Annotated in this window: 20 protein-coding genes; 10 read left to right on the top strand and 10 right to left on the bottom strand. The window is 64.5% G+C overall.

Going from position 1 to position 24,359, the window contains the following annotated elements:
- Positions 1-10: 10 nt before the first annotated feature.
- Both EN818_RS01340 and EN818_RS01335 read right to left on the bottom strand, forming a co-directional pair.
- Positions 11-718 (bottom strand): DeoD-type purine-nucleoside phosphorylase, encoded by a 708-nt coding sequence (locus EN818_RS01340; protein WP_135903918.1) that lies wholly within the window; start codon positions 716-718, stop codon positions 11-13.
- A gap of 66 nt (positions 719-784) precedes the next feature.
- Positions 785-3,364 (bottom strand): ATP-binding protein, encoded by a 2,580-nt coding sequence (locus EN818_RS01335; RefSeq protein ID WP_095805964.1) that lies wholly within the window; start codon positions 3,362-3,364, stop codon positions 785-787.
- A gap of 219 nt (positions 3,365-3,583) precedes the next feature.
- Between EN818_RS01335 and EN818_RS01330 the strand changes: the two genes are divergently transcribed.
- A complete protein-coding gene (locus EN818_RS01330; protein ID WP_095805965.1) occupies positions 3,584-4,297 on the top strand; it encodes a flagellar biosynthetic protein FliO in 714 nt (237 codons plus the stop codon).
- Between the two features lie 107 nt (positions 4,298-4,404).
- Here EN818_RS01330 and dksA read toward each other — a convergent pair whose 3' ends face one another.
- Complete coding sequence (gene dksA / locus EN818_RS01325; RefSeq protein WP_095805966.1) at positions 4,405-4,821, bottom strand: RNA polymerase-binding protein DksA; 417 nt, start codon at positions 4,819-4,821, stop codon at positions 4,405-4,407.
- Positions 4,822-5,061: 240 nt separating this feature from the next.
- Between dksA and EN818_RS01320 the strand changes: the two genes are divergently transcribed.
- The 4 genes from EN818_RS01320 to EN818_RS01305 all read left to right on the top strand — a co-directional run bounded on the left by EN818_RS01320 (position 5,062) and on the right by EN818_RS01305 (position 8,926).
- Positions 5,062-5,565: a histidine phosphatase family protein gene (locus tag EN818_RS01320; protein WP_095806154.1), complete on the top strand. Its 504-nt coding sequence runs from the start codon at positions 5,062-5,064 to the stop codon at positions 5,563-5,565.
- 155 nt (positions 5,566-5,720) lie between these two features.
- Entirely contained in the window at positions 5,721-7,193 is a 1,473-nt protein-coding gene (locus tag EN818_RS01315; protein ID WP_095806155.1) for a YcjX family protein, read from the top strand.
- The gene (locus EN818_RS01310) at positions 7,190-8,272 is read left to right on the top strand and encodes a YcjF family protein (RefSeq protein WP_095805967.1); all 1,083 of its coding nucleotides are present in this window, start codon (positions 7,190-7,192) and stop codon (positions 8,270-8,272) included. The genes EN818_RS01315 and EN818_RS01310 overlap by 4 nt, the downstream gene beginning before the upstream one ends.
- A 135-nt stretch (positions 8,273-8,407) precedes the next feature.
- Positions 8,408-8,926, top strand: a complete 519-nt coding sequence (locus tag EN818_RS01305) for a hypothetical protein (protein ID WP_245420349.1) — start codon at positions 8,408-8,410, stop codon at positions 8,924-8,926.
- Between the two features lie 71 nt (positions 8,927-8,997).
- On the opposite strand, the gene EN818_RS01300 is transcribed toward EN818_RS01305, so the two are convergent.
- Positions 8,998-9,264 (bottom strand): hypothetical protein, encoded by a 267-nt coding sequence (locus tag EN818_RS01300; RefSeq protein ID WP_095805969.1) that lies wholly within the window; start codon positions 9,262-9,264, stop codon positions 8,998-9,000.
- Between the two features lie 240 nt (positions 9,265-9,504).
- Here EN818_RS01300 and EN818_RS01295 point away from each other — a divergent pair, with 240 nt between their 5' ends.
- Both EN818_RS01295 and EN818_RS01290 read left to right on the top strand, forming a co-directional pair.
- A complete protein-coding gene (locus tag EN818_RS01295) occupies positions 9,505-11,340 on the top strand; it encodes a monovalent cation:proton antiporter-2 (CPA2) family protein (protein WP_095805970.1) in 1,836 nt (611 codons plus the stop codon).
- A gap of 10 nt (positions 11,341-11,350) precedes the next feature.
- Positions 11,351-11,899: a DUF924 family protein gene (locus EN818_RS01290; RefSeq protein ID WP_095805971.1), complete on the top strand. Its 549-nt coding sequence runs from the start codon at positions 11,351-11,353 to the stop codon at positions 11,897-11,899.
- Positions 11,900-11,909: 10 nt separating this feature from the next.
- Here the strand turns inward: EN818_RS01290 and folK are convergent, their stop codons facing one another.
- Genes folK through folP form a run of 3 tightly spaced genes read right to left on the bottom strand, consistent with a single transcriptional unit; the run spans position 11,910 to position 13,619 of the window.
- Positions 11,910-12,422: a 2-amino-4-hydroxy-6-hydroxymethyldihydropteridine diphosphokinase gene (folK, locus tag EN818_RS01285; RefSeq protein WP_095805972.1), complete on the bottom strand. Its 513-nt coding sequence runs from the start codon at positions 12,420-12,422 to the stop codon at positions 11,910-11,912.
- The gene (folB, locus tag EN818_RS01280; RefSeq protein WP_095805973.1) at positions 12,406-12,765 is read right to left on the bottom strand and encodes a dihydroneopterin aldolase; all 360 of its coding nucleotides are present in this window, start codon (positions 12,763-12,765) and stop codon (positions 12,406-12,408) included. The genes folK and folB overlap by 17 nt, the downstream gene beginning before the upstream one ends.
- A 2-nt stretch (positions 12,766-12,767) precedes the next feature.
- Positions 12,768-13,619, bottom strand: a complete 852-nt coding sequence (gene folP / locus EN818_RS01275; RefSeq protein WP_095805974.1) for a dihydropteroate synthase — start codon at positions 13,617-13,619, stop codon at positions 12,768-12,770.
- Positions 13,620-13,701: 82 nt separating this feature from the next.
- Between folP and EN818_RS01270 the strand changes: the two genes are divergently transcribed.
- Complete coding sequence (locus EN818_RS01270) at positions 13,702-14,319, top strand: DUF922 domain-containing protein (RefSeq protein ID WP_095806156.1); 618 nt, start codon at positions 13,702-13,704, stop codon at positions 14,317-14,319.
- A gap of 227 nt (positions 14,320-14,546) precedes the next feature.
- Positions 14,547-16,031 (top strand): MDR family MFS transporter, encoded by a 1,485-nt coding sequence (locus EN818_RS01265; protein ID WP_095805975.1) that lies wholly within the window; start codon positions 14,547-14,549, stop codon positions 16,029-16,031.
- Between the two features lie 21 nt (positions 16,032-16,052).
- Here the strand turns inward: EN818_RS01265 and EN818_RS01260 are convergent, their stop codons facing one another.
- The 3 genes from EN818_RS01260 to EN818_RS01250 form a co-directional block, all read right to left on the bottom strand.
- Entirely contained in the window at positions 16,053-17,084 is a 1,032-nt protein-coding gene (locus EN818_RS01260) for an NAD(P)/FAD-dependent oxidoreductase (protein WP_095805976.1), read from the bottom strand.
- 93 nt (positions 17,085-17,177) lie between these two features.
- The gene (locus tag EN818_RS01255; RefSeq protein ID WP_095805977.1) at positions 17,178-17,498 is read right to left on the bottom strand and encodes a 2Fe-2S iron-sulfur cluster-binding protein; all 321 of its coding nucleotides are present in this window, start codon (positions 17,496-17,498) and stop codon (positions 17,178-17,180) included.
- Positions 17,499-17,605: 107 nt separating this feature from the next.
- Positions 17,606-17,974 carry an Hpt domain-containing protein gene (locus EN818_RS01250; RefSeq protein WP_095805978.1) on the bottom strand — a complete coding sequence of 123 codons (369 nt, stop codon included), beginning with the start codon at positions 17,972-17,974 and terminating at the stop codon, positions 17,606-17,608.
- 290 nt (positions 17,975-18,264) lie between these two features.
- Between EN818_RS01250 and EN818_RS01245 the strand changes: the two genes are divergently transcribed.
- The gene (locus EN818_RS01245) at positions 18,265-24,357 is read left to right on the top strand and encodes a kinesin (RefSeq protein WP_135903916.1); all 6,093 of its coding nucleotides are present in this window, start codon (positions 18,265-18,267) and stop codon (positions 24,355-24,357) included.
- Positions 24,358-24,359: the final 2 nt, after the last annotated feature.

Below are 24,359 nucleotides of genomic sequence, written 5' to 3'. Positions count from 1 at the left end.
CGCTCAACCGCTAGCTTTCCGCCGCCACTTCGAGTGCCAGCCGCGTCATGTCGGTGAACAGTGCCTGGCGTTCGGAATACTCGGTCTGCTCGCCGGTGACGACATGGTCGACCACCGTCAGCAGCGACAGGGCGCGCGCGCCAAACTGTGCCGAGATACGGTAGAGCGCGCTGGTTTCCATATCGACCGCCAGCGCGCCCAGAGTGCGTGCTTCGTCAAATCGGTCGCGGCCTTGCGGGTGATAGAATATGTCGCTGCACACCGTCAGCCCCGGGCTGCAGGTGATGCCGAGATCGGCAGCGCGCCGTACCGCCAGCGCATGCAGCGCCGGATCCGGCCCCGCCGGCTCGTAAAGCCCGAACACGTCTCCGCTGATCGGGCCTTCGGCGCGGACGGCGCCCGAAATGACGACGCCCCGCAGCGCCACGGCTTCGGCAAGGGCACCGCACGTGCCGGTGCGGATCAGCGTCTTCACGCCGTGATAGTCCAGCAGCTCGTGGGCGTAGATCAGGAAGGACGAACCGCCGATCCCGGTCGACTGGATGCTGACCGCCTTGCCGCGGAACCGGCCGGTGAAACCGAGAGCGCCGCGGCGGCGATTGACGCAGCGCGGCCTTTCCAGGAAGGTTTCGGCCATCCACTGCGCGCGCTCGGGATCGCCGGGCAGAAGCACCGTCTCGGCGAAATCCCCCCTCTCCGCGTCGTTGTGCGGCGTCACGCGCTACCACCCCCATGATTGGTCCCATTTACCATCATGACAGTCTCGCGCAACGCAAGCAACTTGTCAGGATTCCAGCACTTCCTTGACGATCGTCGCCAGTTGCTTCAGCGAGAACGGTTTCGGCAGGAAGCCGAAATGCGCGTCGGCCGGCAGGTTCTTGGCGAAGGCGTCCTCGGCATAGCCTGAAACGAAGACGAATTTGATGTCGTGCTGCCGCTTGCGCAATTCGCCGAGCAGCGTCGGCCCGTCCATTTCGGGCATCACCACGTCGGAGACGACGATGTCGACCTTGCCGCCAAGGGCTTCGAACACTTCCAGGGCCTCGACTCCGGAGGACGCTTCGTGGACGGTGTAGCCGCGCGAGGTCAGCGCCCGCACACCCCCCATGCGCACCGCGTCCTCATCCTCCACCAGAAGCACGGTGGCCGAGCCGGACAGATCCCTGGCCGCCTCGGGCGGCTTTGCCGGCGCCGCCGCGGCCGCAGCCTCGCCGGACTCGCTCGCCTTCTTCACCTCGGCGACATGACGCGGCAGGAATATCCGGAAGACCGAACCCTTGCCGACCTCGGAATCGCAATAGATGAAGCCGCCGGTCTGCTTGATGATGCCGTACACCATCGAGAGGCCGAGGCCTGTGCCTTTGCCGACCTCCTTGGTGGTGAAGAACGGTTCGAAGATCTTCTTCAGCACTTCGGGCGCAATGCCGCTGCCGGTATCCTCGACCTCAACCAGCACATAGTCGGCCGGCGTGAGCTCGCGATAGGGGAAGGACTTGCATTCGTCGCTCATGACGTTGCGGGTGCGCACCGTCAGGTCGCCCCCGCCAGGCATGGCGTCGCGCGCGTTGACGGCGAGGTTGACCACCACCTGCTCGAACTGGCCGATATCAACCTTGATTGGCCACAGGTCCCGGCCGTGGTCGATCTTGAGCTTTATGTCATTGCCCACGAGGCGCGCAAGCAGCATCCGCAGGTCCGCCAGAACATCGGTCAGGTTGAGCACTTCCGGCCGCAGCGTCTGCTTGCGCGAGAAGGCGAGCAATTGCCTGACCAGCGATGCCGCGCGGTTGGCGTTCTGCTTGATGTTCATGATGTCGGGGAAGGACGGATCCGACGGCCGGTGGTTGGTGAGCAGAAGATCCGATGCCATGATGATGGCGGTGAGCACATTGTTGAAATCGTGCGCGATGCCGCCGGCGAGCTGGCCGACCGCCTGCATCTTCTGGCTCTGCGCCATCTGGCCTTCGAGCGCCTTCTGCTCGGTCGTCTCGACGGCATAGACGATGGCCGATTCCTCCGCCCCCTCGCCGCCGGTACCGTCGGCGACGGCGTTGACGTAGAAGCGCACGTGCCTGTTCTCGTTGCCCGGCAGCACGGTATCGATCGGGTCTATGTCGGCTTGGCGCTGGCGCGCCTTCTCGAAGGCGACGGCGAAAGCGGGGCGGTCGCGTTCGTGGACGACAGTGTCCAGCCGCACCCGGCGGTCGACGGCATCGCGGTCGACGACGGAGGAGAACAGTGACAGGAACGGCGCGTTGGTACGCAGGATGCGGCCGCTGGCATCGACGCCGGCAATTGCCATCGGCGTCGAATTGAAGAAGCGGGTGAAGCGGACTTCCGATGCGCGCAGATCCGCGGATGCGTCTTCGCCCTGGGTGCGGTTGAGCACGATGGTGCGGGTCGGGCCGTTGACGCCCTCGCGGCTCGCCGAAACGCGGTGCATGAAGCGGACCGGCAAGGCTTGACCGCTCATCGTCGTCAGGTCGAGGTCGATGACGGCATTGCGCGTCGTGCCGGGATCGGCCTTGACCGAACGGACCAGCGCCATACCGTCGCCGGCGACGACTTCCGGCAGCGTGATGGCTCCCGGAGTGAAGCTGGCAAGGTCGATGCCGAGCCATTCGGCAAGGGTGGCATTGATATAGGTGACGCGACCCTCCTGGTCGGCCGAGAAGAAACCGGCCGGCGCGTGATCCAGATGATCGATGGCTTTCTGCAGATCGAGGAAGAAGCGCTCCTGCTCGGCCCGCTCCTGCGAGATGTCGGCGAGCTGCCAGGCGAGCATCGGCAGGCGTTGGCCGGGCACGCTGAAGGCTCGCGCCCGGGCGCGATACCAGCGCGCCCCGGGCTCCGCGCCCGGCTTGATGGATTGCGCCAGCCGGAACTCACCATCGCCGGACTGGCCGTCGCGCAGGCCGGAAGCGAGCCGGTAGATGGTCATCGAGGCCTCGGGAACATCCGAGAGCAGGCCCTCTACGGTCTTCAGGTCGGTCGCCGATGCCGCCCCCGTCATGTCGGCATAGGCCCGGTTTGCATAGATGACGCGGCCCTTGGTGTCGGTGACCAGAAGTCCCTGTGACATCGAATCCACGAAGGCCTTCGACAGTTCGTCGCTGGTCGAGCGTGGCGCGATCTGCACGAAGCCGATGGCCGTGGCGAACAGGAAGCCGACGCCGATCATGGCGAGCACACCGAGCATCCCGAGCAGGAAGGGGTCGCCCAGACGCTCGCGGAAAAGTCCGAAGACGATGGCCGCACCGGTCAGGACGACGATGAAGACAATGAGCCTGGCGACAGCACCCGGACGCGTGTTCTGGTCGACGATTGGTACCGGATAGAAATCGCCGCGCGTTTCCTTGGCCATGTGCCCCCTGCTCGTGATTCCGATGCCCGACACCCGCGGACGGCCGGTTGAATCATATTCTCCTGTAGCGGAAAAGGCCCCGCCGGCAAATGTCAGATAAAAATGGGCAAGGGCCACGAATTCGTGTCTCAAACTGTTCACGAAGCGTGATGCCAACTTGCGGCGGCTAGTCCCAAAGGTCTACTGTCGCGTCACTTCAAGAGGCGATTGGGTGCACCGATGCTGCAGTGGCTGGATAGCGTGGCGGGTCCGGGTTATGTCGCTGCAATCCTGTGGACGTTTGCAGCGCTCATCCTGCTTATCGTCGTCCTGCTCGTCATAAAAGTCGTTCGCAACCTCACTTTTGGTACTTTCGTCGCCGGTGGCAGGAACCGCAAGACGCGCCTCGCCGTCATGGACGCCACCGCCGTCGACAGCCACCGCCGCTTGGTGCTGGTACGACGCGACGACATCGAACACCTGATCCTGATCGGCGGGCCGACGGATGTCGTCGTGGAGCGCGACATAAGGCTGGCCGCGCCGCGCCGCCCGGCGCTGACCGCCGATGGCGGGCAACAGCAGACGGCCGCGCAACGTCCACGCGCCCCTCAGCCGGCGCCGGCGCCAGCGAGGCAGCCACCGACAACGACCCCGGCTCCAGGTGCGGAGCCTGCGCGTCCCCGCTCTGCCAGCCCTGCGTCCGGGCCGGCGGCGCCAAGCCTGCCAAGCGCGAAAGTCATGCCCCTTCCCGCCTATGGCTCGAACGGCAGCGCCCGGCATGCTCCGCCGCCGCCCTCCAACGATTCGATCGACGATACGCTGATGCACGACCTGGAGGCGTCGCTGGAGGAGTCGCACCCCAAGCCGGCAAGCAACAAGCCGCCAGCGGCCAAGCCGTCGCTCGACGACGAGATGACCAAGCTGCTCGGCGAGCTTGCCAGTCACAAGCGCTGAACGGCCAGCGGTTCTCGGCGCTACAGGCAAACCGCCTCTTTGCACCTAAAACAAAAAATGGCCGGGAATCTCCGGCCATTCTTCAGTCCATGCCTGTCCGGCGCGTATCAGTCGTCGCGATAGACCTTCTCGCGGCGCTCGTGCCGCTCCTGCGCCTCGATCGACAGCGTTGCGATCGGGCGGGCGTCGAGCCGCTTCAGCGCGATCGGCTCGCCCGTCTCCTCGCAATAGCCGTAAGTGCCTTCGTCGATGCGCTGCAGCGCGGAATCGATTTTGGAGATCAGCTTGCGCTGGCGATCACGGGCACGCAGTTCGATGGCGCGGTCGGTTTCGGACGAGGCGCGATCGGCCAGATCGGGATGGTTGGCGTTTTCCTGCTGCAGGATTTCGAGAGTTTCGCGGGCTTCGCGGAGAATGTCGTTCTTCCAGGTTATAAGCTTTTGGCGGAAGTACGATTTTTGCCGTTCGTTCATGAACGGTTCGTCTTCGGAGGGTACGTAATCGGCGGTAACGATATCGCTCATTCGACTCACCCAACAACCCCAAATGTGGCGCCTATATATTCGCGGACAAGTCCCTGCACAAGCGCATTCGGCGACAGTTTCACGCATTTGTTAGTCTGAACGGCGCTACGCCCTTTGTTGAATGACCGGCGGCGAATTCATCCATGATTCGTTGTGGTTGGGGGGTGCCGGCCATTGTGCGCGGCGACTTTCTGGTGACTAATCGCGAAACGCTTGCCCATGCGCATGATGGGGGTCCGGTTGAGCAGACTTTATCTGTTTAGGCATGCAAAGGCCGGTTGGGCGCTGCCCGGGGTGCGCGACTTCGACCGTCCGCTCGACGAATCCGGTATCGCCGATGCCGAGGCGATGGGCGACGCCATGCGCACCCGCAACTACGTGCCCGATGTCACGCTTTGCTCCAATGCCAAGCGGGCCAGGCAGACGCTAGAAGGACTTGCGGGCCGGACCGACCTCGGCCGGGTGCTGTTCTTCGACACGCTCTACAGCGAGGACGCGGCTGGCTATCTCGACATCATCCGCAAGAACGGGAGCGCCGGCTCGCTTCTGGTGATCGGACACAACCCGATGACGGAAGACCTCGCCATCGCGGTTTCGGGCGACGGCGAGGAGGCCGCGCGCGGGCTGCTCAACTACGGTTTTCCTACCTCCGGCTTGGCCGTGGTGCGCTTTCCAGGCAATCTCGCCGAAGCAGACCGGGGCAGCGGCTTTCTCGAAGCCTTTCTGACGCCTGCCGATCTCTGAGGCCATTCCAAACGACGGCTCCAGCGCCTATATCGGGGCCTGACTATGGCAAATTCCAGGAAAACTGCGCAGCGGTTTTCCACCCGCAATTGCGTGAAAACAAATACTTGGAGCGTATCTGCGATCCTGGCCGCTCCAAGTCCAGGGATCTGTTTTTGGCATCATCGCTGACCACTCTTGCCGACGAGGCGAAAATTGCGCTCGACACGCTGTCGGGCCGTGCCGCGGGGCTCTTCTCTCCCTCGCTGCGCCTGGGCGTCACCGGGCTTTCCCGTGCCGGCAAAACCGTGTTCATCTCCGCGCTGGTCCACAACCTCATCCATGGCGGACGGCTGCCGCTGTTCGAGGCACAGAAGTCGGGCCGCATCGCCCGCGCCTTCCTCGAGCAACAGCCGGACGATGCCGTTCCCCGCTTCCAATACGAGGACCATGTCGCGGCTCTCGTCAAAGATCGCGTCTGGCCGGCCTCGACGCGCGCCATCTCCGAACTCAGGCTCACCATCGAGTATGAGTCGGCCTCCGGCTGGAATCGCCTGTTTTCGGCCGGAAAATTGTCGCTCGATATCGTCGACTATCCCGGCGAGTGGCTGCTCGATCTGCCGCTGCTCGGCAAATCCTTCGCCGAGTTTTCGCGTGAGGCGGTGGAACTGGCCACCCTTCCGGTCCGCGCCGACCTTTCGCAGGCCTGGCGCGAGCTGGCCTCGACGATCGACCCCGACGCCGATGCCGACGAGATGACAGCGCGCCGGCTTGCGGAGAGCTTCGCCGCTTACCTCAAGGCCTGCAAGCTCGACGAGCGTGCGCTGTCGACGCTTCCGCCCGGCCGTTTCCTGATGCCCGGCGATTTGGAAGGCTCGCCGGCGCTCACCTTCGCGCCGCTGATGAAGCTGTCCGATCGGCGGCCGCGTTCCGGATCGCTGCTGGCGATGATGGAGCGTCGCTACGAGGCTTACAAGACGCATGTCGTAAAGCCGTTCTTTCGCGAGCACATCACCCGCCTCGACCGACAGATCGTGCTGATCGACGCCCTGCAGGCGCTGAATGCCGGTCCCGCCGCGATGGCTGACCTCGAACGCGCGGTTACCGAAATCCTGTCCTGTTTCCGGCCTGGCCGGGGCAACTTCGTCACCGACCTGTTTTCAAGGCGCATCGACCGCATCCTGGTGGCGGCGACCAAGGCCGACCACCTGCATCACGAAAGCCATGACCGGCTGCAGGCGATCGTGCGCCGTTTGGCCGACCGGGCGGTGGCGCGCGCGAATTTCAGCGGCGCTGAAGTCGACGTAGCCGCCATGGCGGCGATACGCTCGACCGGAGAAGGAACGGTCAAGCAGGGGCGCGAAACACTCCCGGTAATCATCGGCACGCCGCTGAAAGGGGAAAAAATCAACGGCGAGATATTCGACGGGAAGACCGAAACCGCCATATTTCCAGGCGATTTGCCGGAGAAAGTCGACACGGTGTTCGACCTCTCCGGACCGCATGCCGAAAGCAACGAACCAGCGATTCGCTTCGTGCGCTTTCGGCCGCCAAAGCTGGAACGTACGGCCGAAGGCGCGACGCTTTCGCTGCCGCATATCCGTCTCGACCGCGCGCTGCAGTTTCTGATCGGAGATCATCTGGCATGACCGCGCCCCGCAAACCCGCGGCCTTCCGTATCGAGCCCGAGGCAGCACCAACACAGGCGCCGCCGCAGAAGCATCGCGCCGAGGAGCAGCCGGCACGCAGGCCGCGCACCGCCAGGCCGGATGTCGCGGTGGTCATTCCTTCCGAAACCGACGTGTTCGACGAGCCCGATATCCAGCAGGCCGCGCCACCGCCGGCAACTGGGCCAAGAAAACGGTCCCTGCTCGCTCGCCTGTTCTTCGGTGCCTTCGGCGTGCTGGTCTCGCTCGCGGTCGGCTTGTGGACCGACCGCCTCATCCGTGACTTGTTCGCACGCGCTGAATGGCTTGGATGGCTGGCGGCCGGCACGGCGGCTATCGCGCTTCTGTCGCTGCTCGTGATCCTTATTCGCGAATTCATGGCCATCGCGCGTCTCGCCGAGGTTGAGAAGCTGCAGAAGCGCGCCCTCGACGCCGTCGCGCGCGACGACCCCAAGGCTGCGCGCGCTTTGGTCGACGAACTCTCGGCCTTTGTGGCAGCGAAGCCCGAGACCGCGGCCGGCCGTCGCTCGCTTGCCGAATTGCGCGGCGAAATCATCGACGGCGGCAATCTGGTGCGGCTCGCCGAGACCGAGATTTTGGCGCCGCTCGACGCCCGCGCCAAGGTGATGATCCTCGAAGCCGCCAAGCGCGTGTCGCTTGTGACGGCTGTCAGCCCCCGCGCCCTCGTCGATGTCGCCTATGTCGTGTTCGAGGCGGGGCGATTGATACGGCGCCTGTCCGAACTCTATGGCGGCCGCCCTGGCACGCTCGGCTTCTTTCGGCTGGCGCGCGGCGTTCTGGCCCATCTCGCGGTCACGGGATCGATCGCCGTCGGCGACAGTTTCGTGCAGCAGATCGTCGGCCACGGGCTTGCAGCAAAACTCTCGGCAAAGCTTGGCGAAGGTGTCGTCAACGGCATGATGACGGCGCGCATCGGCATCGCGGCAATGGAGACGGCGCGTCCGCTGCCGTTCATCGCGGCGAAACGACCTGGGCTTGGCGATTTCGTTTCGGCGCTCACTTCATTTGCGTCGCGAAGGGACAGTCAGGTAGAGCCATAGGGTAAATGCGAAAACCGTCGACAGTGACGAAGCATTAACCAATCTTCTTCATGGTCGTTTCTGTTCCAAGAACAGACTCTGTCGTGCCGGGTGTCGTCCATGAAAAGCGTAATCTTGTCTTGCATCCTGCCCGCGATGGTTGCGCTCGCCGCGCCACTCGGCATAGCCGGAAAGGCTTTCGGGGCAGAGCCGGACAAGCAGTTTTTCCGCTCGGTCGAAGGCAAATGGGTCGGCCCGGGCGAGATCATCGCCGGCAAGTACAAGGGCACCAAATTCACCTGCAATTTCAACGGCTCGACGCCTGACGGCAAGGTCGGCATGACGCTCGACGGCGACTGTCGGGTCGGCGTCTTCACCCAAAAGATGTCGGCGACCGTCGAGCGCAGGGGCCGCGAAGGCTACAAGGGCAACTTCATGGGCGGCTCGTCCGGGAACGGGCTCGACATCATCGGCGGCAACGTCGTCGATCCGCAGAAGGTCGTCTTCACCATCAACCGCAATCAGTTGAATGGCGTCATGCAGGCCCGTATCCCCGGCGACAACTCGATGACCGTGACGGTGGCGGTACGCGTCAACAAGCAACTGGTCCCGGTCATCGGCATGAGCCTGAAGCGGGTCGATGCGATCGAAGTGGGTTCGATCGCGAAGAACTGACCCAAGTCGACGAGGCACAATAAAGGCGGCAGCCGTCGACTACCGCCTTCTTCAGTTCCAGAGAGCTGCGCTCAACCCTTGATGGCGGCAGTCACTTCGTCATAGGCCTTGCAGGCTTCATCGAGCGTCGTGGCGCCCTGGTATTTCGTGGTCACGGCCTGCACCTTGGCCGTAAGGTCGGCTGCCTTGGTCGGATCCTTGGTGATCGCTTCCTGAAGCGCTGCGGCCATGTCCTGCGCCTTCTTGGTGGCCATCTCCTGCGTGCATTCGGGTCCCTCCGAGCAGGCCGAGCCCGCAAGCGCCGCAACACCAACGACGACGAGCAAAAACTTCTTCATGTCAGTCATCTCCTCAAAAAAGCAACAACCTGATCGTCGCTGCCTCCAACGGCCGAAGCCGCAGGTCCCTTAGCCGCTGATTCTGGCAATACGCAACGAGACGATTGCATAAACTTGTGTAACGCCCGGCAATACAGCGGCGCCGCGGATTCTGCATTGTTCTGGCGCTACCGAGCCCCTGCCCTTGCTTCACGCTCCCGCGGCATGCAAGGAGTGATTCAAGCTAACAAGGTGACGAGCATGGCGGCAGAAGGATCGGGCAGCGATCTCGTACAGGTTGTGGCGCTGCTCGCCGCCGGCGTGGTTGCCGTGCCGATCTTCAAGCGAATGGGGCTGGGCTCCATCCTGGGCTATCTCGCTGCCGGCGTGGTCATCGGCCCGTTCGGCCTTGGCGTCTTTGCAGAATCGGAGGCTATCCTGCACGTCGCCGAGCTAGGCGTCGTCATGTTCCTGTTCATCATCGGCCTCGAAATGCAGCCGTCGCGGCTCTGGGGCTTGCGGCGCGAGATCTTCGGCCTCGGCGCGCTGCAGGTCGGCGTCTGCGCCGTGCTCTTGACCGGGGTCGGCCTGGCCGGAGGCTTTCCGATCGCGCAGTCCTTCGTCGCCGGCGCCGGCTTCGTGCTGACCTCGACCGCAATCGTCATGCAACTGCTCGAGGAACGCGGCGAGATCGCCACACCCAAGGGCCAGCGCATCGTCTCGATCCTGTTGCTCGAAGACCTGATGATCGTGCCGTTGCTGGCGCTGGTTGCGTTCCTGGCGCCTGGCGGCGCCGAGACCAGCCTGTCCGAACGGCTCACCGAGGTCGGCATCGGCATCGCCGCGATCATCGGATTGGTCGTCGCCGGGCGCTATTTGCTCAACCCGCTCTTCCGTGTCCTGGCGGATGCCCGCGCCCGCGAAGTCATGACCGCCGCCGCGCTGCTGGTGGTCCTTGGATCGGCGCTGGCCATGCAGCTTTCCGGCCTGTCCATGGCGATGGGCGCCTTCCTCGCGGGCGTGCTCCTGTCGGAGTCGACCTTCCGCCATCAGCTCGAAGCTGACATCGAGCCGTTCCGCGGCATCCTGCTCGGCCTGTTCTTCCTCGCCGTCGGCATGTCGCTCGACCTCAACATCGTAGCGCAGAACTGGCGGCTGGTGGCCATCTACGTCGTCGCCTACATGGTGATGAAGGCGGCCGGCATCTACGTCGTCGCCCGCATGCTCAGGACCAGCCATCGCGAAGCGGTCGAACGGGCCGTCTTCATGGCGCAGGGCGGCGAGTTCGCCTTCGTCCTCTACTCCGCCGCGGCCGGCGTCGGCATCATCGACGGCAACGCCAATGCCACACTGACGGCCATCATCATCATCTCGATGGTGCTCACCCCATTGGCGATCGTGGCGCTGCGCTACCTCACGCCGCGCGACGAGCAGTCGTTGGAGGGCGTCGATATCGCCGATGGGCTGACCGGCAGCGTGCTGATCATCGGCTTCGGCCGTTTCGGCCAGATCGCCAGCCAGCCGCTGCTTTTGCGCGGCCTCGACGTCTCGATCATCGACAACGAGGTCGAGATGATCCAGGCGGCAGCCGACTTCGGCTTCAAGGTCTATTACGGCGACGGCACGCGGCTGGATATCCTGCATGCCGCAGGCGCCGGCAGGGCGCGTGCCGTGCTGATCTGCGTCGACAAGCCGGACGCCGCCGTGCGGATCGCGCAATTGATCAAGTCGGAATTCCCGTTCGTCACCCTGCTGGCGCGCGCCTTCGACCGCGGAACCGCGCTGCAGCTCATCCGCGCCGGTGTCGACTACCAGTTGCGCGAGACTTTCGAATCGGCGCTCGTCTTTGGCGGCTCGGCATTGGAAGCGCTGGGTGTCGACCCGGAAGAGGTCGCCGAGGTCATCGAGGATGTGCGCCGCCGCGACAGCGCCCGCTTCGAGATGCAACTCGCCGAAGGCGTCCGCGCCGGCCAGCGCTTCCTGAAGGGCAATACCGGCACGCCGATCCCGACGCCGCTCGCCCAGCCCCGCCGCACTGGCCAGGCGCTGAACGAAGAGACGGCCGGGATGCTCAACAAGGCAGAGACGAAGAGCTGAGGAGCTACGCATGGCAGAACGCGATACGAGAGCGCTATCGGTCACCCAATTCTGGCGCGATGCCGGCGAGAACGCCTGGTTCGAGAAGAACGATGCTTTCGACACCGGTTTCCGCAATCGGTTCCTCGATCTTCACCACGCCGCCGCCCGGCGCGAATGCGATGACTGGAGCGACTATGCCGAAGGCTCGCTGGCGCTGATGATTCTGCTCGATCAGTTTCCGCGCAACTGCTTCCGCGGTACCGGGCATATGTACGCGACGGATCCGCTCGCCCGGCATTTTGCCGACAAGGCGATAGCCGCCGGGCATGATCTGGAGCTCGAGGTGGCGCTGCGCGTCTTCCTGTACCTGCCCTTGGAGCATTCGGAACTGCTTGCCGATCAGGAGCGAGCCGTACAGTTCACCGCCGCCAGGGCACCAGACTATCTCAAATATGCGGAAGAGCACCGCGATATCATCCAGCGCTTCGGCCGCTTCCCGCACCGAAACCGGATGCTCGGCCGCGAGACGACGGCGGAAGAGAAGGCGTTTCTCGACGGCGGTGGTTTTTCGGGCTGACTTACCGGTGTCAGCCCAGCCACCACTCCCGGCCCGATGGCAGGCGCTCGATCCCTGAGGCATCGACGCCGGCGAGCCGCTCGGAAACACTCCTGCCTCCAGCGGCAAGGTCGGGCGCGATCTCGGCTAGTGGCGCCAGCACGAAGGCACGCTCCAGCATGCGCGGATGCGGGACCTCGAGCCCGGTTTCATGGATGATTCGATCGCCGAACATCAGGATGTCGATGTCGATCAGGCGCGGACCCCAGCGCTCCTCGCGCACCCGTTTCAGCCGCCTTTCGACATCGAGGCAAAGGTCGAGCAGGGCGCGCGGCGCAAGCGTCGTCTCGATCGCGGCCGCCGCATTGAGGAAGTCCGGTTGATCGAGCTTTCCCCAAGGCGGCGTGCGATAGAGCGACGAGACGGCCATCACGCGCGTCGCCTCATCGCCATCCAACATGCGCAACGCGGCAGCCATGGATTTCGCGGGGTCGCCGAGATTGCCGCCAAGGCTGAGATAGACCGTGTTACTCGGGCCAGACAACGGTCACCTCGACATAATCCAGGACGCCCGGCACCGGGGCGTTCGGCTTGCGCACCGTGATCTCGGCTTTCCTGATCTGCGGAAACCGCGCCGTCAGCGCTTTCGCCACTTCCAGCGCCAGCGACTCGATCAGGAAACGCCGGTGCCCGGTGACGATCTTCTCGATGACCGCAAAGGCGATGCCGTAATTGACGGTGTCCTCGATGGAGTCTTCCTCGAGCCGGCGGCCGGGCTCGACCGTGAGCTCGGCGTCGACATAAAAGCGCTGGCCGAGCGTCTCCTCCTCGTCCAGCACACCATGCCGGGCAAAGAAGGCGCAGTTCTTCATGCGGATGATGTACATCGTCAATGTCCGGGCGGGTCGATTTCTCTGGCCAACATAGCATCGACGACGGCCAGCGCGTCCACGTTGATTGCGACATCGTGGACCCGAAACAGGTCGGCACCCTTCAGCCGAAGGATGACGCTGGTGGCCGCGGTGCCTACCGCCCGCTGGGCGGGTTCCCGGCCCGTGACCGTCCCGATGAAACGCTTGCGAGACGTCCCGGCCATCAGCGGAAAGCCGAGCTCCCGAAGTGCGGAAAACCGCGCCATCAGATCGAGGTTCTCTTCTGCTGTCTCCTTGGCGAAGCCGAAGCCGGGGTCGAGCACGATCTGGCCATCGCCGACACCGCAGGCCCGCGCGATCTCCAGCGATCTTCGCAGGAACAGGAACTGGTCTTCGATCACGTCGGGCAGTTTCTGCCGCTCGCGCCCGGTGTGCATGATGACGAGCCCGGCACCGGTCTGCGCCGCGATGCGCGCGATGCCCTCTTCGCGCTGCAAGCCCCAGACGTCGTTGACGATATGCGCGCCGGCGGCGACGGCACGCCGGGCGGTGTCCTCGCGATAGGTATCGATCGAAATCAGCGCCTCGCCGGACGCGGCGAGCGCCTCGATGACCGGCAGCACGCGCGCCTGCTCCTCCTCGGCCGTCACCGGGGCAAAACCAGGCCGTGTCGACTCTCCGCCGACATCGATGATCGACGCGCCCTCCTCCACCATGCGGCGCGCTTGGGCTAGCGCGTTCTTCGGATCGATGAAGAGACCGCCATCGGAGAAGCTGTCAGGCGTCACGTTGAGGATTCCGACGATGACCGCTTTCGGGCCAAGGTCGAGATGGCGTCCATGCGCCAGCTGCCACCGCCTCGTCGTCATTGTCCATCAACCATTCATGATCCGCGGAAAATCCGTTGCGCTGGCAACGGCCGTAAAGCAAGGTGGACCAAGAGGCAACCTGATGAACCGATCCCTGCTCTGCGCCCTGGTGCTGACACTCGCCGCCATGCCGGCCGACGCGGCGAACCTGGTCAAGACGTACAGCTATTTCAGCGTCCGCGGCCGCACTCTGGACGACATCGCAAGCCAGCTGTCGAAAAACGGGCCCGAGGTGAAAAGCACCGGATCGCGACATCCCGGCGCGACCCAGATGGCGTTCACCACGCGCGTCAGCTACGCGCAGACGGCGAATTCCTGCCGGATCGCCAACGCACAGGTCACCATAAGGGTCAAGGTTATCCTTCCTGAGTGGCGACGCCCCCGTAGGGTACAGCCCGACGTCAGGCTGTTCTGGGATACGCTCTCGGCCGACATCAAGCGGCACGAGGAGCGCCATGTCGAGATCGCCAAGAACCATGCCCGGGAACTCGAGGATGCGTTGAAGGCGACTTATCCGCAGCGGACCTGCGATGCAGCAAAGGCCCAAGCCGCCCAAATCACTGCGAGTGTCCTAGCCAGGCACGATCGCGCCCAGGTCCAGTTCGATCGCGTCGAAGGCGTCAATTTCGAAAGCCGCATCCTGCGGCTGCTGCACTATCGCTTGCAGCGCATCCAGAGCGGCCGGTTGGCGCCGGACTGAACGAGGACAGGCAGGCCGGCGCAGGCCAAACATGCCCAAGCATAGTGCCAGATGTGAAAAACTTTCGAGTGGCGGTCGAAATCGGCCTAAATCGAACGACATAAGTCTGGTTCGCAAGCCCGCGAACGCAAGCACGGAACATTCATTTAGGCTGCACACACAGCGGGCCGACCGCCCAGGCCCGGCACTTCCTGGCGGAATGCGCACCAGCCTTGAAAGAACAAGCCATGGATCAGGCCATCGACAACCGCACCGCGATGGGAGCAACCGCCTCGCCGATGAGCGAGAGCGAGAAGAACGCCATTATCGGCGGCGTTCTTCTGTCGATGCTGCTGGCGGCGCTTGACCAGACAATCGTTGCCCCCGCTTTGCCGACGATCGCGCATGCGCTGGGACATGCCGAGTATCTGCCTTGGATCGTCACCGGCTATCTTCTGACGGCAACCGCGATGGCGCCGCTCTATGGCAAGATTTCCGACGTCTACGGACGCCGGCCGGTCATCTACGCGGCCGTGCTGATCTTCCTGCTGGGCTCGCTGGTCAGCGCGCTTGCCCCCAACATGCTGGTCCTGGTCATCGGCCGCGCGGTTCAGGGCGCCGGCGGCGGCGGCCTGTTCGCCCTGACGCAGACCGTGATCGGCGACCTCGTGCCGCCGCGGGAGCGGGCACGCTATGCAGCCTGGATCTCCGGCACCTGGGCAGTCGCGAGCGTCGCTGGCCCCCTGCTTGGCGGCGTCTTCGCGGAGCACCTGCACTGGTCGCTCATTTTCTGGATCAATCTGCCGATCGGCTTCCTCGCAATGGCGATCATCAACAAGCCGCTTAGGAAGCTGCCGATCGCCGCCAAGCACCACCGCATCGATGGGCTTGGCGCGGTATTGCTGGTCATTGCCACGGCGCTCCTGCTTCTGGCCCTCAACTGGGGCGGCAGCGCCTATCCCTGGCTCTCCGCCGAAATCCTTGGGCTGGTAGCCTGTTCGGCTGTGTTCTGGGCCTTTTTCGCGTGGCGCCTGCTCAGGGCGGTGGAACCGTTGATCTCGCTCGAGGTGCTAAGCAATCCGATCGTGCTCGCCGGCACGCTGTCGATGTTCCTGCTGCAGGCGGCAAACATCGGCGCCTCCGTCTACCTGCCGGTCTATCTGCAGTCGGTCGTCGGGCTTTCGGTCAGCGAATCCGGCACGGCCATGCTCGGGCTCCTGCTTGGCACGGTCGCCGGCGCAACCTTCAGCGGCCGCATGATACCGCGCCTTGTCCATTACAAGCGCATTGCCATGTTCGGCATCGTGTTGGCCATCATCTGCATCGGGGTGCTCAGCGCCATTGCCCCACACGCCTCGCTGCTTGAGGTGGAGATCCTGACCACCCTCATCGGCTTGGGCAGCGGAACGACGTTTCCGGTCAGCACCGTGTCCGTCCAGAATGCCGTCGACCGGGCGCATCTTGGTGTCGCCACCGGCGTGCTGACTTTCCTGCGGTCGCTGGGCGGCGCACTTGGCGTCGCCATGCTTGGCGCCGTCGCGCTCGGCTACGGGCTGCCGCTCGCCGCCGAGGGCTCGCTCAGCCATATCGAGTTGACGTCGGCAATGCCCTTCGTGATGATCTTCCTGACGGCGGGCATCACGCTGGTGCTGGCGCTGGTCGCGCTGGCTTTGATGCCGGAAAAACCGCTTCGCGGCCACCCCGAGCAGGCGGCGCCGGCCCTCTCGGAATAGCGCCTGCGGCTTTGCCAGGCGCTAGTCGTGCACGCCGAGCTTCTTCTGCAGGCTTGTCGATGAGGTCGTGTACTGGAAGACGATGCGCTCGCCGGGGCTTACGATCCGCTTGGCCGCTTGCGCCATCAGGGCGACTTCGTGGAATCCGGACAGGATCAGCTTCAGCTTGCCCGGATACCAGTTGATGTCGCCGACGGCGAAGATGCCGGCAACCGAGGTCTGAAACTTCTCGGTGTCGACGGGGATCACGTTCTCATGCAGGTTGAGCCCCCATTCGGCGATCGGGCCGAGCTTCATGGTGAGACCGAAGAAGGGCAGCATGCGGGTGCACGGCACCTCGACATCGCCGTCCGGGCCTCCCTTGACGGTCGCTGACGAGAGCTGGCCATCCGCGCCCGTCAGGCCGCTCACCTGGCCGACACGGAATGACAGATGCTTCATCTCCTGCAGCGCGTACATCTTGTTGACGCTGTCGGGCGCCGCCCGGAATTCCGGACGCCGATGCACGAGGGTAACGCTCTTCGCGATCGGCTGCAGGTTGAGCGTCCAGTCGAGAGCGGAATCGCCACCGCCGACCACGACGAGATCGTGGCCCCGGAAATCCTCCATGCGCCTGACGGAATAGAAGACGCTCTTGCCTTCATAGTCCTCGATGCCCGGAATGGGGGGACGCTTGGGCTGGAACGAACCGCCGCCGGCGGCGATCACCACCACCTTGGCCTCGAACACCTCGTTCTCGTCCGTGGTGACGCGGAAGCTGCCGTCCTCAAGCTTTTCGAGGCTTGAGACCATCCGGTTGAAGGTGAACCCCGGCTTGAACGGATGTATCTGCTCGAGCAATTTGTCGACCAGACCCTGCGCCGTGATGATCGGCCAGCCGGGAATGTCGTAGATCGGCTTTTCCGGATAGAGTTCGGCGCATTGCCCGCCGGGACGGTCGAGAATATCGATCAGATGGCACTTCATGTCGAAGAGGCCAAGCTCGAACACGGCGAACAGGCCCACCGGCCCCGCCCCGACGATGAGTACGTCCGTCTTGATCGTATCGTTCATCAGTTCCGCCCCGTTTTGGGAATGGGATGGGACACTGCATGAGCGATGGGCTGCTGCCAAGCAGCGACGGGAAAAGAAAATCCGAAAGTCGGCTTAGCCCTGGCGTTCCGGCACGCGGACGACAAGCCCGTCGAGCGCGTCGCGCACCTTGATCTGGCAGGACAATCGCGAGTTCGGCTGGACGTCATAGGCAAAGTCCAGCATGTCCTCCTCCATCGCCTCCGGCTCGCCGACCTCCGCCGTCCAGGCGTCGTCGACATAGACATGGCACGTCGCGCAGGCGCAGGCGCCGCCGCATTCCGCTTCGATGCCGGGCACCGCGTGGCGGATCGCGTTTTCCATGACGGTCGAGCCGTTCTCGGCGTCCACGTCGAATTGAGTGCCGTCATTGGCGATGAAAGTCAGCTTGGTCATTTGTCACCTGAAGGAGTCGCAGCCGAGATAATCACTCCGCCGGACAAGTCAACTGCGGCGCGAAAGCGCCACCGAATGACGTTTTTCAGAAGGCGCGCTTTGCCTGGTCAGCGGCTGATGGCGGCGATGAACTCGCGCACTTCCTCGATCAGAGCGCCGAGCCTCTTGAGGACTCGGGCATCGTCGGGTTGCTTTTCGATCGCCTCGGCACATTCAGCAACGCCGAAGGCGCCAATGCCGCGCGCGGAGCCCTTCAGGCCATGCGCAAGCAGAATCCGATCCTTGGGATCGGCATCGAGGATCTTGTCGCGCACCGAAAGCGCCTGTTGCACGAACAGGGCCAGAACTTCCTGCTCGAGCGCGCGATCGTCCATTGTCTGCCGCGCCAGATGGGCTAAATCCACAGGCCGCGACCCTGCTGTCCCCGACGCATCGCCACCGGGCATGGAAAACGCAATACCAATCTCGCCACGCATGCTCGCTGCAACTCCAAAACTGCGCTCGGCCGCGGGAAAATAGGCGGATTCCCGTCGCCAGCGGGTTAACGCTTGCCCTGAAAAAATGTTGTCAGAGAGGCCACCAAATCACGCTTGCGTTAACCCTATATTTAAAGTTTTACGTATCGCCCGGAATGCATGTTTTCTTTACCCCCGTGTGTCATTACGATACGAGGGGTCCACTTTTCAGCCTCCTGCATGGGACCAGACAAGCCAGAATCAGGCCAAAACCATAAGTCCCGCGGCAGCTAGTACAGGGTAGCGAAGGCATGGCGAAGAAGCCAACGACGACGAAGTCTCTTGAGAGCGATGTAGCGGCAGAGCTTGAAAAGGCCCTGGACTTCGATTTCACCGACGACGGCGGTCTCGATATGGCGGCCTCGATGGAGGACCTGGAAGCGCAGATATCGCAGGCCGCGGATGAGCTCGCGCGCGAAGGACGCAACCAGAAGGCCGAGTCAGCTCAAATCCCTGCTTCGAAAGCGGCGTCTCAGGCCAAATCGGCAGAGTTGCGGCCGGTCGAATCGCGCAATGGCGCGCAGCCCACGGGCTTCACTCCGGCTCCCACGGGCTTCACCCCAGCCAATGACGACCGCCAGAAGGACTACCGCACGCTTTTGCACGGCCTCAACCGGCGTGCGTCAAGCACGGTGTACTGGGTCGTGGCGTTCATTTCGGTGGCCTGGATCGCCGGCGCCGGCGGACTCGCCAACCTGCTTTTCGGGTCGGACATCTGGAAGGTCCGCAGCTTCGACCAGCTCTTCGCTCGTCCTGAACTGATCGGCCTTGCGATTGCCGCGATCGTTCCGGTCATTCTGTTCTGGGCCTTTGCCGCGATGGTCCGGCGGGCCCAGGAAATGCGCATTGCCGCGCAATCCATGACCGAAGTGGCGTTCCGCCTGGCCGAGCCGGAAAACCTGGCCCAGGATCGCGTCATGATGATCGGCCAGGCCGTTCGCCGCGAGGTCGCGGCGATGGGCGAAGGCATCGAACGCACGCTGGCGCGTGCGGTGGAGCTCGAAACGCTGGTCCACAGCGAGGTCAACCAGCTCGAGCGTTCCTACTCCGAAAACGAGGTTCGCATCCGCTCGCTGGTCGATGGTCTCGGCAGCGAGCGCGAGGCCGTCGTCTCGCATGCCGAGCGCGTGCGCGCTTCCATCGCCGGCGCCCATGAAACGCTGCGCGACGAGATCGGCGCCGCCAGCGACATCATCCGTGACTCGATCCTCAATGCTTCGACCAAGCTGTCGATGACGATCAACAATTCCGGCGACACGCTGATCGATCGCATCAACGAAAGCTCGATGTCGATCTTCGATTCCGTCGAAACCCGGCTGGATACGATCACCGACCGCCTGTCGACCTCTGGCGAGGCCTTCGCCAGCCTCCTCGACACGCGCATCGCCAAGCTGACCGACACCACCGACGGCCTCACCCGCTCCTTGACGGACCTGCTCGACGACCGCACCAACGGCATGGTTTCCTTGCTTGGCGGCGCCGCGCGCACCCTGAACTCGGAGTTCGAGGCCAGCCTGAGCGGCATCGAGCGGACGCTGGCCGAACGCGGGCAGGCGCTGATCAGCGAATTCCAGACCCGCGCCGAAGCGCTGGATACGGGCACACAGAAGCTCAACGCCGCGCTCGAGGCCCGTGCCCGCCAGATCAACGAGACGCTGGTCGAGCGTGCGCGCGATATCGCCAACACCTTCGCGGAGAGCAAGGACTCGCTGTCGGCCATGATCGATCAGGGCAAGACCCAGATCGGCGCCGACATGGCCGATATCATCTCGTCGACCTCGTCCATGCTCGAGGCCCGCGCCACCGATTTCGCCGGACGCATGGAAGCCGCCCGCCACGTCGTGTCGCGTTCCTTCGACGCCGACCTCCAGCGGCTCGCCAGCGCCCGTGCCGGCATTGACGAGGCGATCGAGGACCACAGCCGCAAGCTCTCCGAAAGCAGCGACCGCATGGCCGCCACGCTGCAGGCGGACCTGGCAAAATTCGCCGAAAGCCGCGCCGATATCGACGCCGCCGTGGCCAACCAGGTGGAGAAGCTCGCCGAGGGCCGCAGCCTGGTGTCGCGCGCGCTGGAAGAGGATCTGCGCAAGGTCAACGAGTCGCACGCGGCCATCGACGCCTCGCTCGGCGCCCATCTCGAGCAGCTCGAAGAGGGTCGCAACCGTCTGTCCCAGGCTCTCAACGAAGACTCCGGCAGATTGGTCCAAGCCCGTACGATGATTGATGAAATGGTCGCCGGCCATGTCGGGAAACTGGCCGAAGGCCGCAGCATTCTGGCGCGCGCGCTGGAGGCTGATCTCGCCAAGTTGGCCGACAATCGCGCCAGCATCGATGGGCTGGTCGCAGGCCAGGTGGAGAAGATCGCCGAGGGCCGCGCGGTGCTGGCCAAGGCGCTCGAGACCGACATCGTTGGCATCAGAAAGCTGATCGAGACCCATTCAGCCAAGATCGCTGAGGATAGGGGTGAGTTGAGCCGCGCGCTGGAAGGCGACCTGAGCGGCATCCGCGACCTCATCGACAGCCACGCCGGCAAGCTCGCCGAGGATCGCAGCCTGCTGTCGCAGACGCTCGAATCCGACCTCGCCAAGCTCGCCGAAAGCCGCGCCAGCATCGACGGCCTCGTCGCCGGCCAGGTCGAGAAGCTCGCTGAAGGCCGCGATATCCTCAAGCGCGCCTTGGAGGCAGACCTCAACACGATCAGGGATACCATCGCAGGACACTCCGACAGGGTGCAGGAAGAGCGCGCGCAGCTGTCGAGGGCCCTCGAGGCCGACCTGCAGGTGGTCGGCGGCGCAATCGCCGACCACCAGAACAGGCTGGTCGAGGATCGGTCGGTGCTGACGAAGTCGCTCGAGGACGATCTGGCCAAGCTCGCCGAAAGCCGCTCCAGCATCGACGGCCTGGTCGCCGGGCAGGTCGAGAAGCTTGCCGAGGGCCGCGACATCCTCAAGCGAGCCTTGGAAGCGGACCTCAACACCATCCAGGGAGCCATTGTCGATCATTCGCAGAAGATCGCCGATCATCGCGCCGAGCTTTCCCGCGTCCTCGATGCCGATATGGCCAATGCGAGCGGCCTCATGCAGAGCCACGCAGACAGGCTTGTCGAGGACCGCGCGACGTTGTCCAAGGCCTTGGAGGACGACCTCGCCAAGCTGGCCGAAAGCCGCTCGAGCATAGACGGACTGGTCGCCGGGCAGGTCGAGAAGCTCGCCGAAGGCCGCGACATCCTCAAGCGCGCCCTCGAAGCAGACCTCGCCAAGCTGGCCGAAAGCCGCTCTAGCATCGACGGTCTCGTCGCCGGCCAGGTCGAAAAACTTGCCGAAGGTCGCGATATCCTCACCCGGGCGCTCGAAAACGACCTGCAGAAGCTCGCCGAGGGCCGCAGCGAAATCGACGGCATCATTGCCGGCCATGTCGGCAAGCTGTCGGAAGGCCGCGACCTCCTCGCCCGCGCTCTGGAGGACGATCTGGCCAAGCTCTCCGAGACCCGCCGGAACATCGACCATTCGGTGTCCGGCCACATCGACCAGATCGCCGCCAAGAGCAGCGACATCTCGGCGGCGATCGCCGCCGATGTCGAAAAGATCGAGCAGGCCTTCAGCCGCCAGACGGGCATCATCGAAGAGCGTGCCGGCACCATGGAGCGGGCCCTCTCGAACGGGGTGGACAATGTCCGCGGCGTTCTCGAAAAGACGGCCGTCTTCGTTGCCGGCGCCTTGCGCGACAAGGTCATGGAAATCACCAGCGCCCTGCATGAGCAGGCCGGTGCCGCCTTCAGCGATGCCGATCGCAAGATCGCCGAGCGCGCCGAGCAGACTTCCGCCGCCTTGCTTGCCAGGGCCGAGGATATTGCCCACGCCTTCGAGGAGGCGGACCGCCGCCTGCACGAGCGCGCCCAGGACACGTCCAGCATGCTCATGGCCCGCGCCGATGAAGCCTCCAACTCGCTGATGGCTCGCGCCGAGGAAACCGCCGACAAGCTGAATGCACGCGTCAGCGACATCGCCGGCACGTTCGACGCCGCCGACCAGAAGCTGGTTGCACGCGCGGTCGAAACCGCGCAGTCGCTGGCGGCACGCTCCGGCGACATCCTGCGCAACTTCGAAGGCGCCGACGAGCGGCTGAGCATGCGCATCACCGAGTCGGCCGAAGCGCTGGCCGCGCGCGCCGCCGATCTTGGCCGCATCTTCGACGCCGCCGACCAGCATCTGATCAATCGCATCGCCGAGGGTTCGGAAGCGCTCTCGTCGCGGGCGTCCGAGATTGCCCGCATCTTCGACGACGCCGATCAGCGGCTGGTGTCGCGGATCTCCGACAGCAGTTCGGCCATCGGCCAGCATACCGAAACCATTGTCGGAGCGTTCGCCACCACCGAGCAGCGCGTCGCCGACCGTGCCCGCCAGACCGGCCAGGAACTTGCCGTTCACGCCCGCGAGATCGAGCAGGCGCTGGCAGGCGCCGACGAGCGGCTGGCTTCGAGTGCAGCCGCGGTCGCCGCCCGCGTCGAGGAGCAGGTCGCGAGCGTCGAAAGCCGTCTCGCGTCCACAGCCGAGACAATGGGCAAGAAGCTCGACGAGCAGGTCTCCGGGGCCGAGGCGCAGCTTATCTCGCGCGCCAACGTCATCGCCGAAACCTTTACGGCGGTCGGACAGCATATCGGCCAGAGCACCAACGAGGCGGCAAAGACCATCGGCGCCAACACCCGCGAGCTCAACACCATGCTGGCCGCGCGCTCCGCCGAAATGTCCAAGATCCTCGACGAGAAGGCCCGGCCGCTGGTCGAGCGTTTCGCCCAGGGCGGCTCGGAGCTGCACAAGAGCATGGAAGAGGTCACGGCCCGCGCGACCGAGAAGCTGCGCAGCGAGAATGCGGCTCTCGTCAACGCGCTTGCCAGCCGCACGGCCGAGACGCTTTCGGCCGTCGAGGGCGCGCGCTCGACATTGGCAGACAGTGTGACCGACCTCATCGGCCGCATGTCCGACTCCAGCGCACAACTCGGTCAGTTGATCGAGCAGGCGGCAGCCAACCTCGGTCACGTCGAGGAACGTCTCACCGGCAGCACGCAGAGCTTCGCGGTGACGACCGAAAAGGCGGCGCAGACCTTCGCCAGTTCGGCGCGTCTCGTCGACACCAACACGACGCGGCTCACCGATCTGTCGTCGGCGACGTTGCGCGAGGTTGCCGCCATCGCGACCAAATTCGACGAGCACAGCCGGCTGCTGTCGAGCGCTTCGACCTTGTTGAGCTCGGCGCAGAGCAATCTCGAGCACACGCTCGAGCGGCAGTCCTCGCTGGAAGACCTTGCTGTCGGCCTGGTCAAGAAGTCGGAAGACCTCGAGAAGGTCATGCGCTCGTTCGAAGACCTCGTCGGCAAGACGATGCAGAACGCCGAGGGCCGCACGAGGGAGTCGGCGGAGAAGATCCGCACGGCAATCGCCGACGTCGTCGATTCGGCAACGCAACGCTTCGCCGACGCCACCGAGGAGATGCGGCGCACCGCCGGCTCGATCAAGAGTGAGCTGGACCTGACCCGCGCCGAACTCAAGAAGGGCGTCATCGAGATGCCCGAGGAAGCCAAGGAATCGACCTCGGCCATCCGCCGCGCCGTCGCCGAGCAGATCAGCGCGCTCAAGGAACTGTCTGACATCGTTGCGAAATCCGGCCGCAGCGGCAGCAGCGAAGGCGCCGAGCCGCGGAGCCTCCGTCCCGCCCCGCAGGCGCCTGTTGCCCGTCCCGCCGAGCAGTCGCTGCGCCGTCCGCCGGCGCCTCAGCCTCAGCCGGAGAGCCGGGCCCCGCAGGCACCGCTCGCCGAAGCAAGCCTGCGCGGCACGCTCGATCTCGAGCGCCCGGCGGAGGCGACCCGCCGCGATCCCAATGGAAAGACGGCGCAGGGCGGCTGGGTGCGTGATCTCCTGACCAATGCTTCGCGCGATGAAGAGCTGAAGCCGGCGGCGCCGGCGGAAGCGCCGCGTGCGGCTCCTGCCCAGCGCTCGCCATTGCACGTCATGGAGTCGCTCAACTCGCTGTCCGTCGACATCGCGCGCGCCATTGACCACGACGCCTCGATCGAGCTGTGGAACCGCTACAGGCGCGGCGAGCGCGACGTGTTCACCCGGCGCCTCTACACGCTGAAGGGCCAGCAGACCTTCGACGAGATCCGTCGCAAATACCAGGCCGAGGCGGAGTTCCGCGCCGCGGTCGACCGCTACTGCGACGATTTCGAGAAGCTGCTCAAGGACGTGTCGCGCAACGACCGCGACAACATCATGGCGCAGACCTATCTGACGTCGGACACCGGCAAGGTCTACACCATGCTTGCCCACGCCAGCGGCCGGCTGCAGTAGTC

This window comes from Mesorhizobium sp. M3A.F.Ca.ET.175.01.1.1, from assembly GCF_004791945.1.
In the GTDB taxonomy this organism is placed as follows: Bacteria; Pseudomonadota; Alphaproteobacteria; order Rhizobiales; family Rhizobiaceae; genus Mesorhizobium.
Note: the sequence above shows the minus strand (reverse complement) of the source record. Positions and strands in the feature narration are given on the sequence as shown.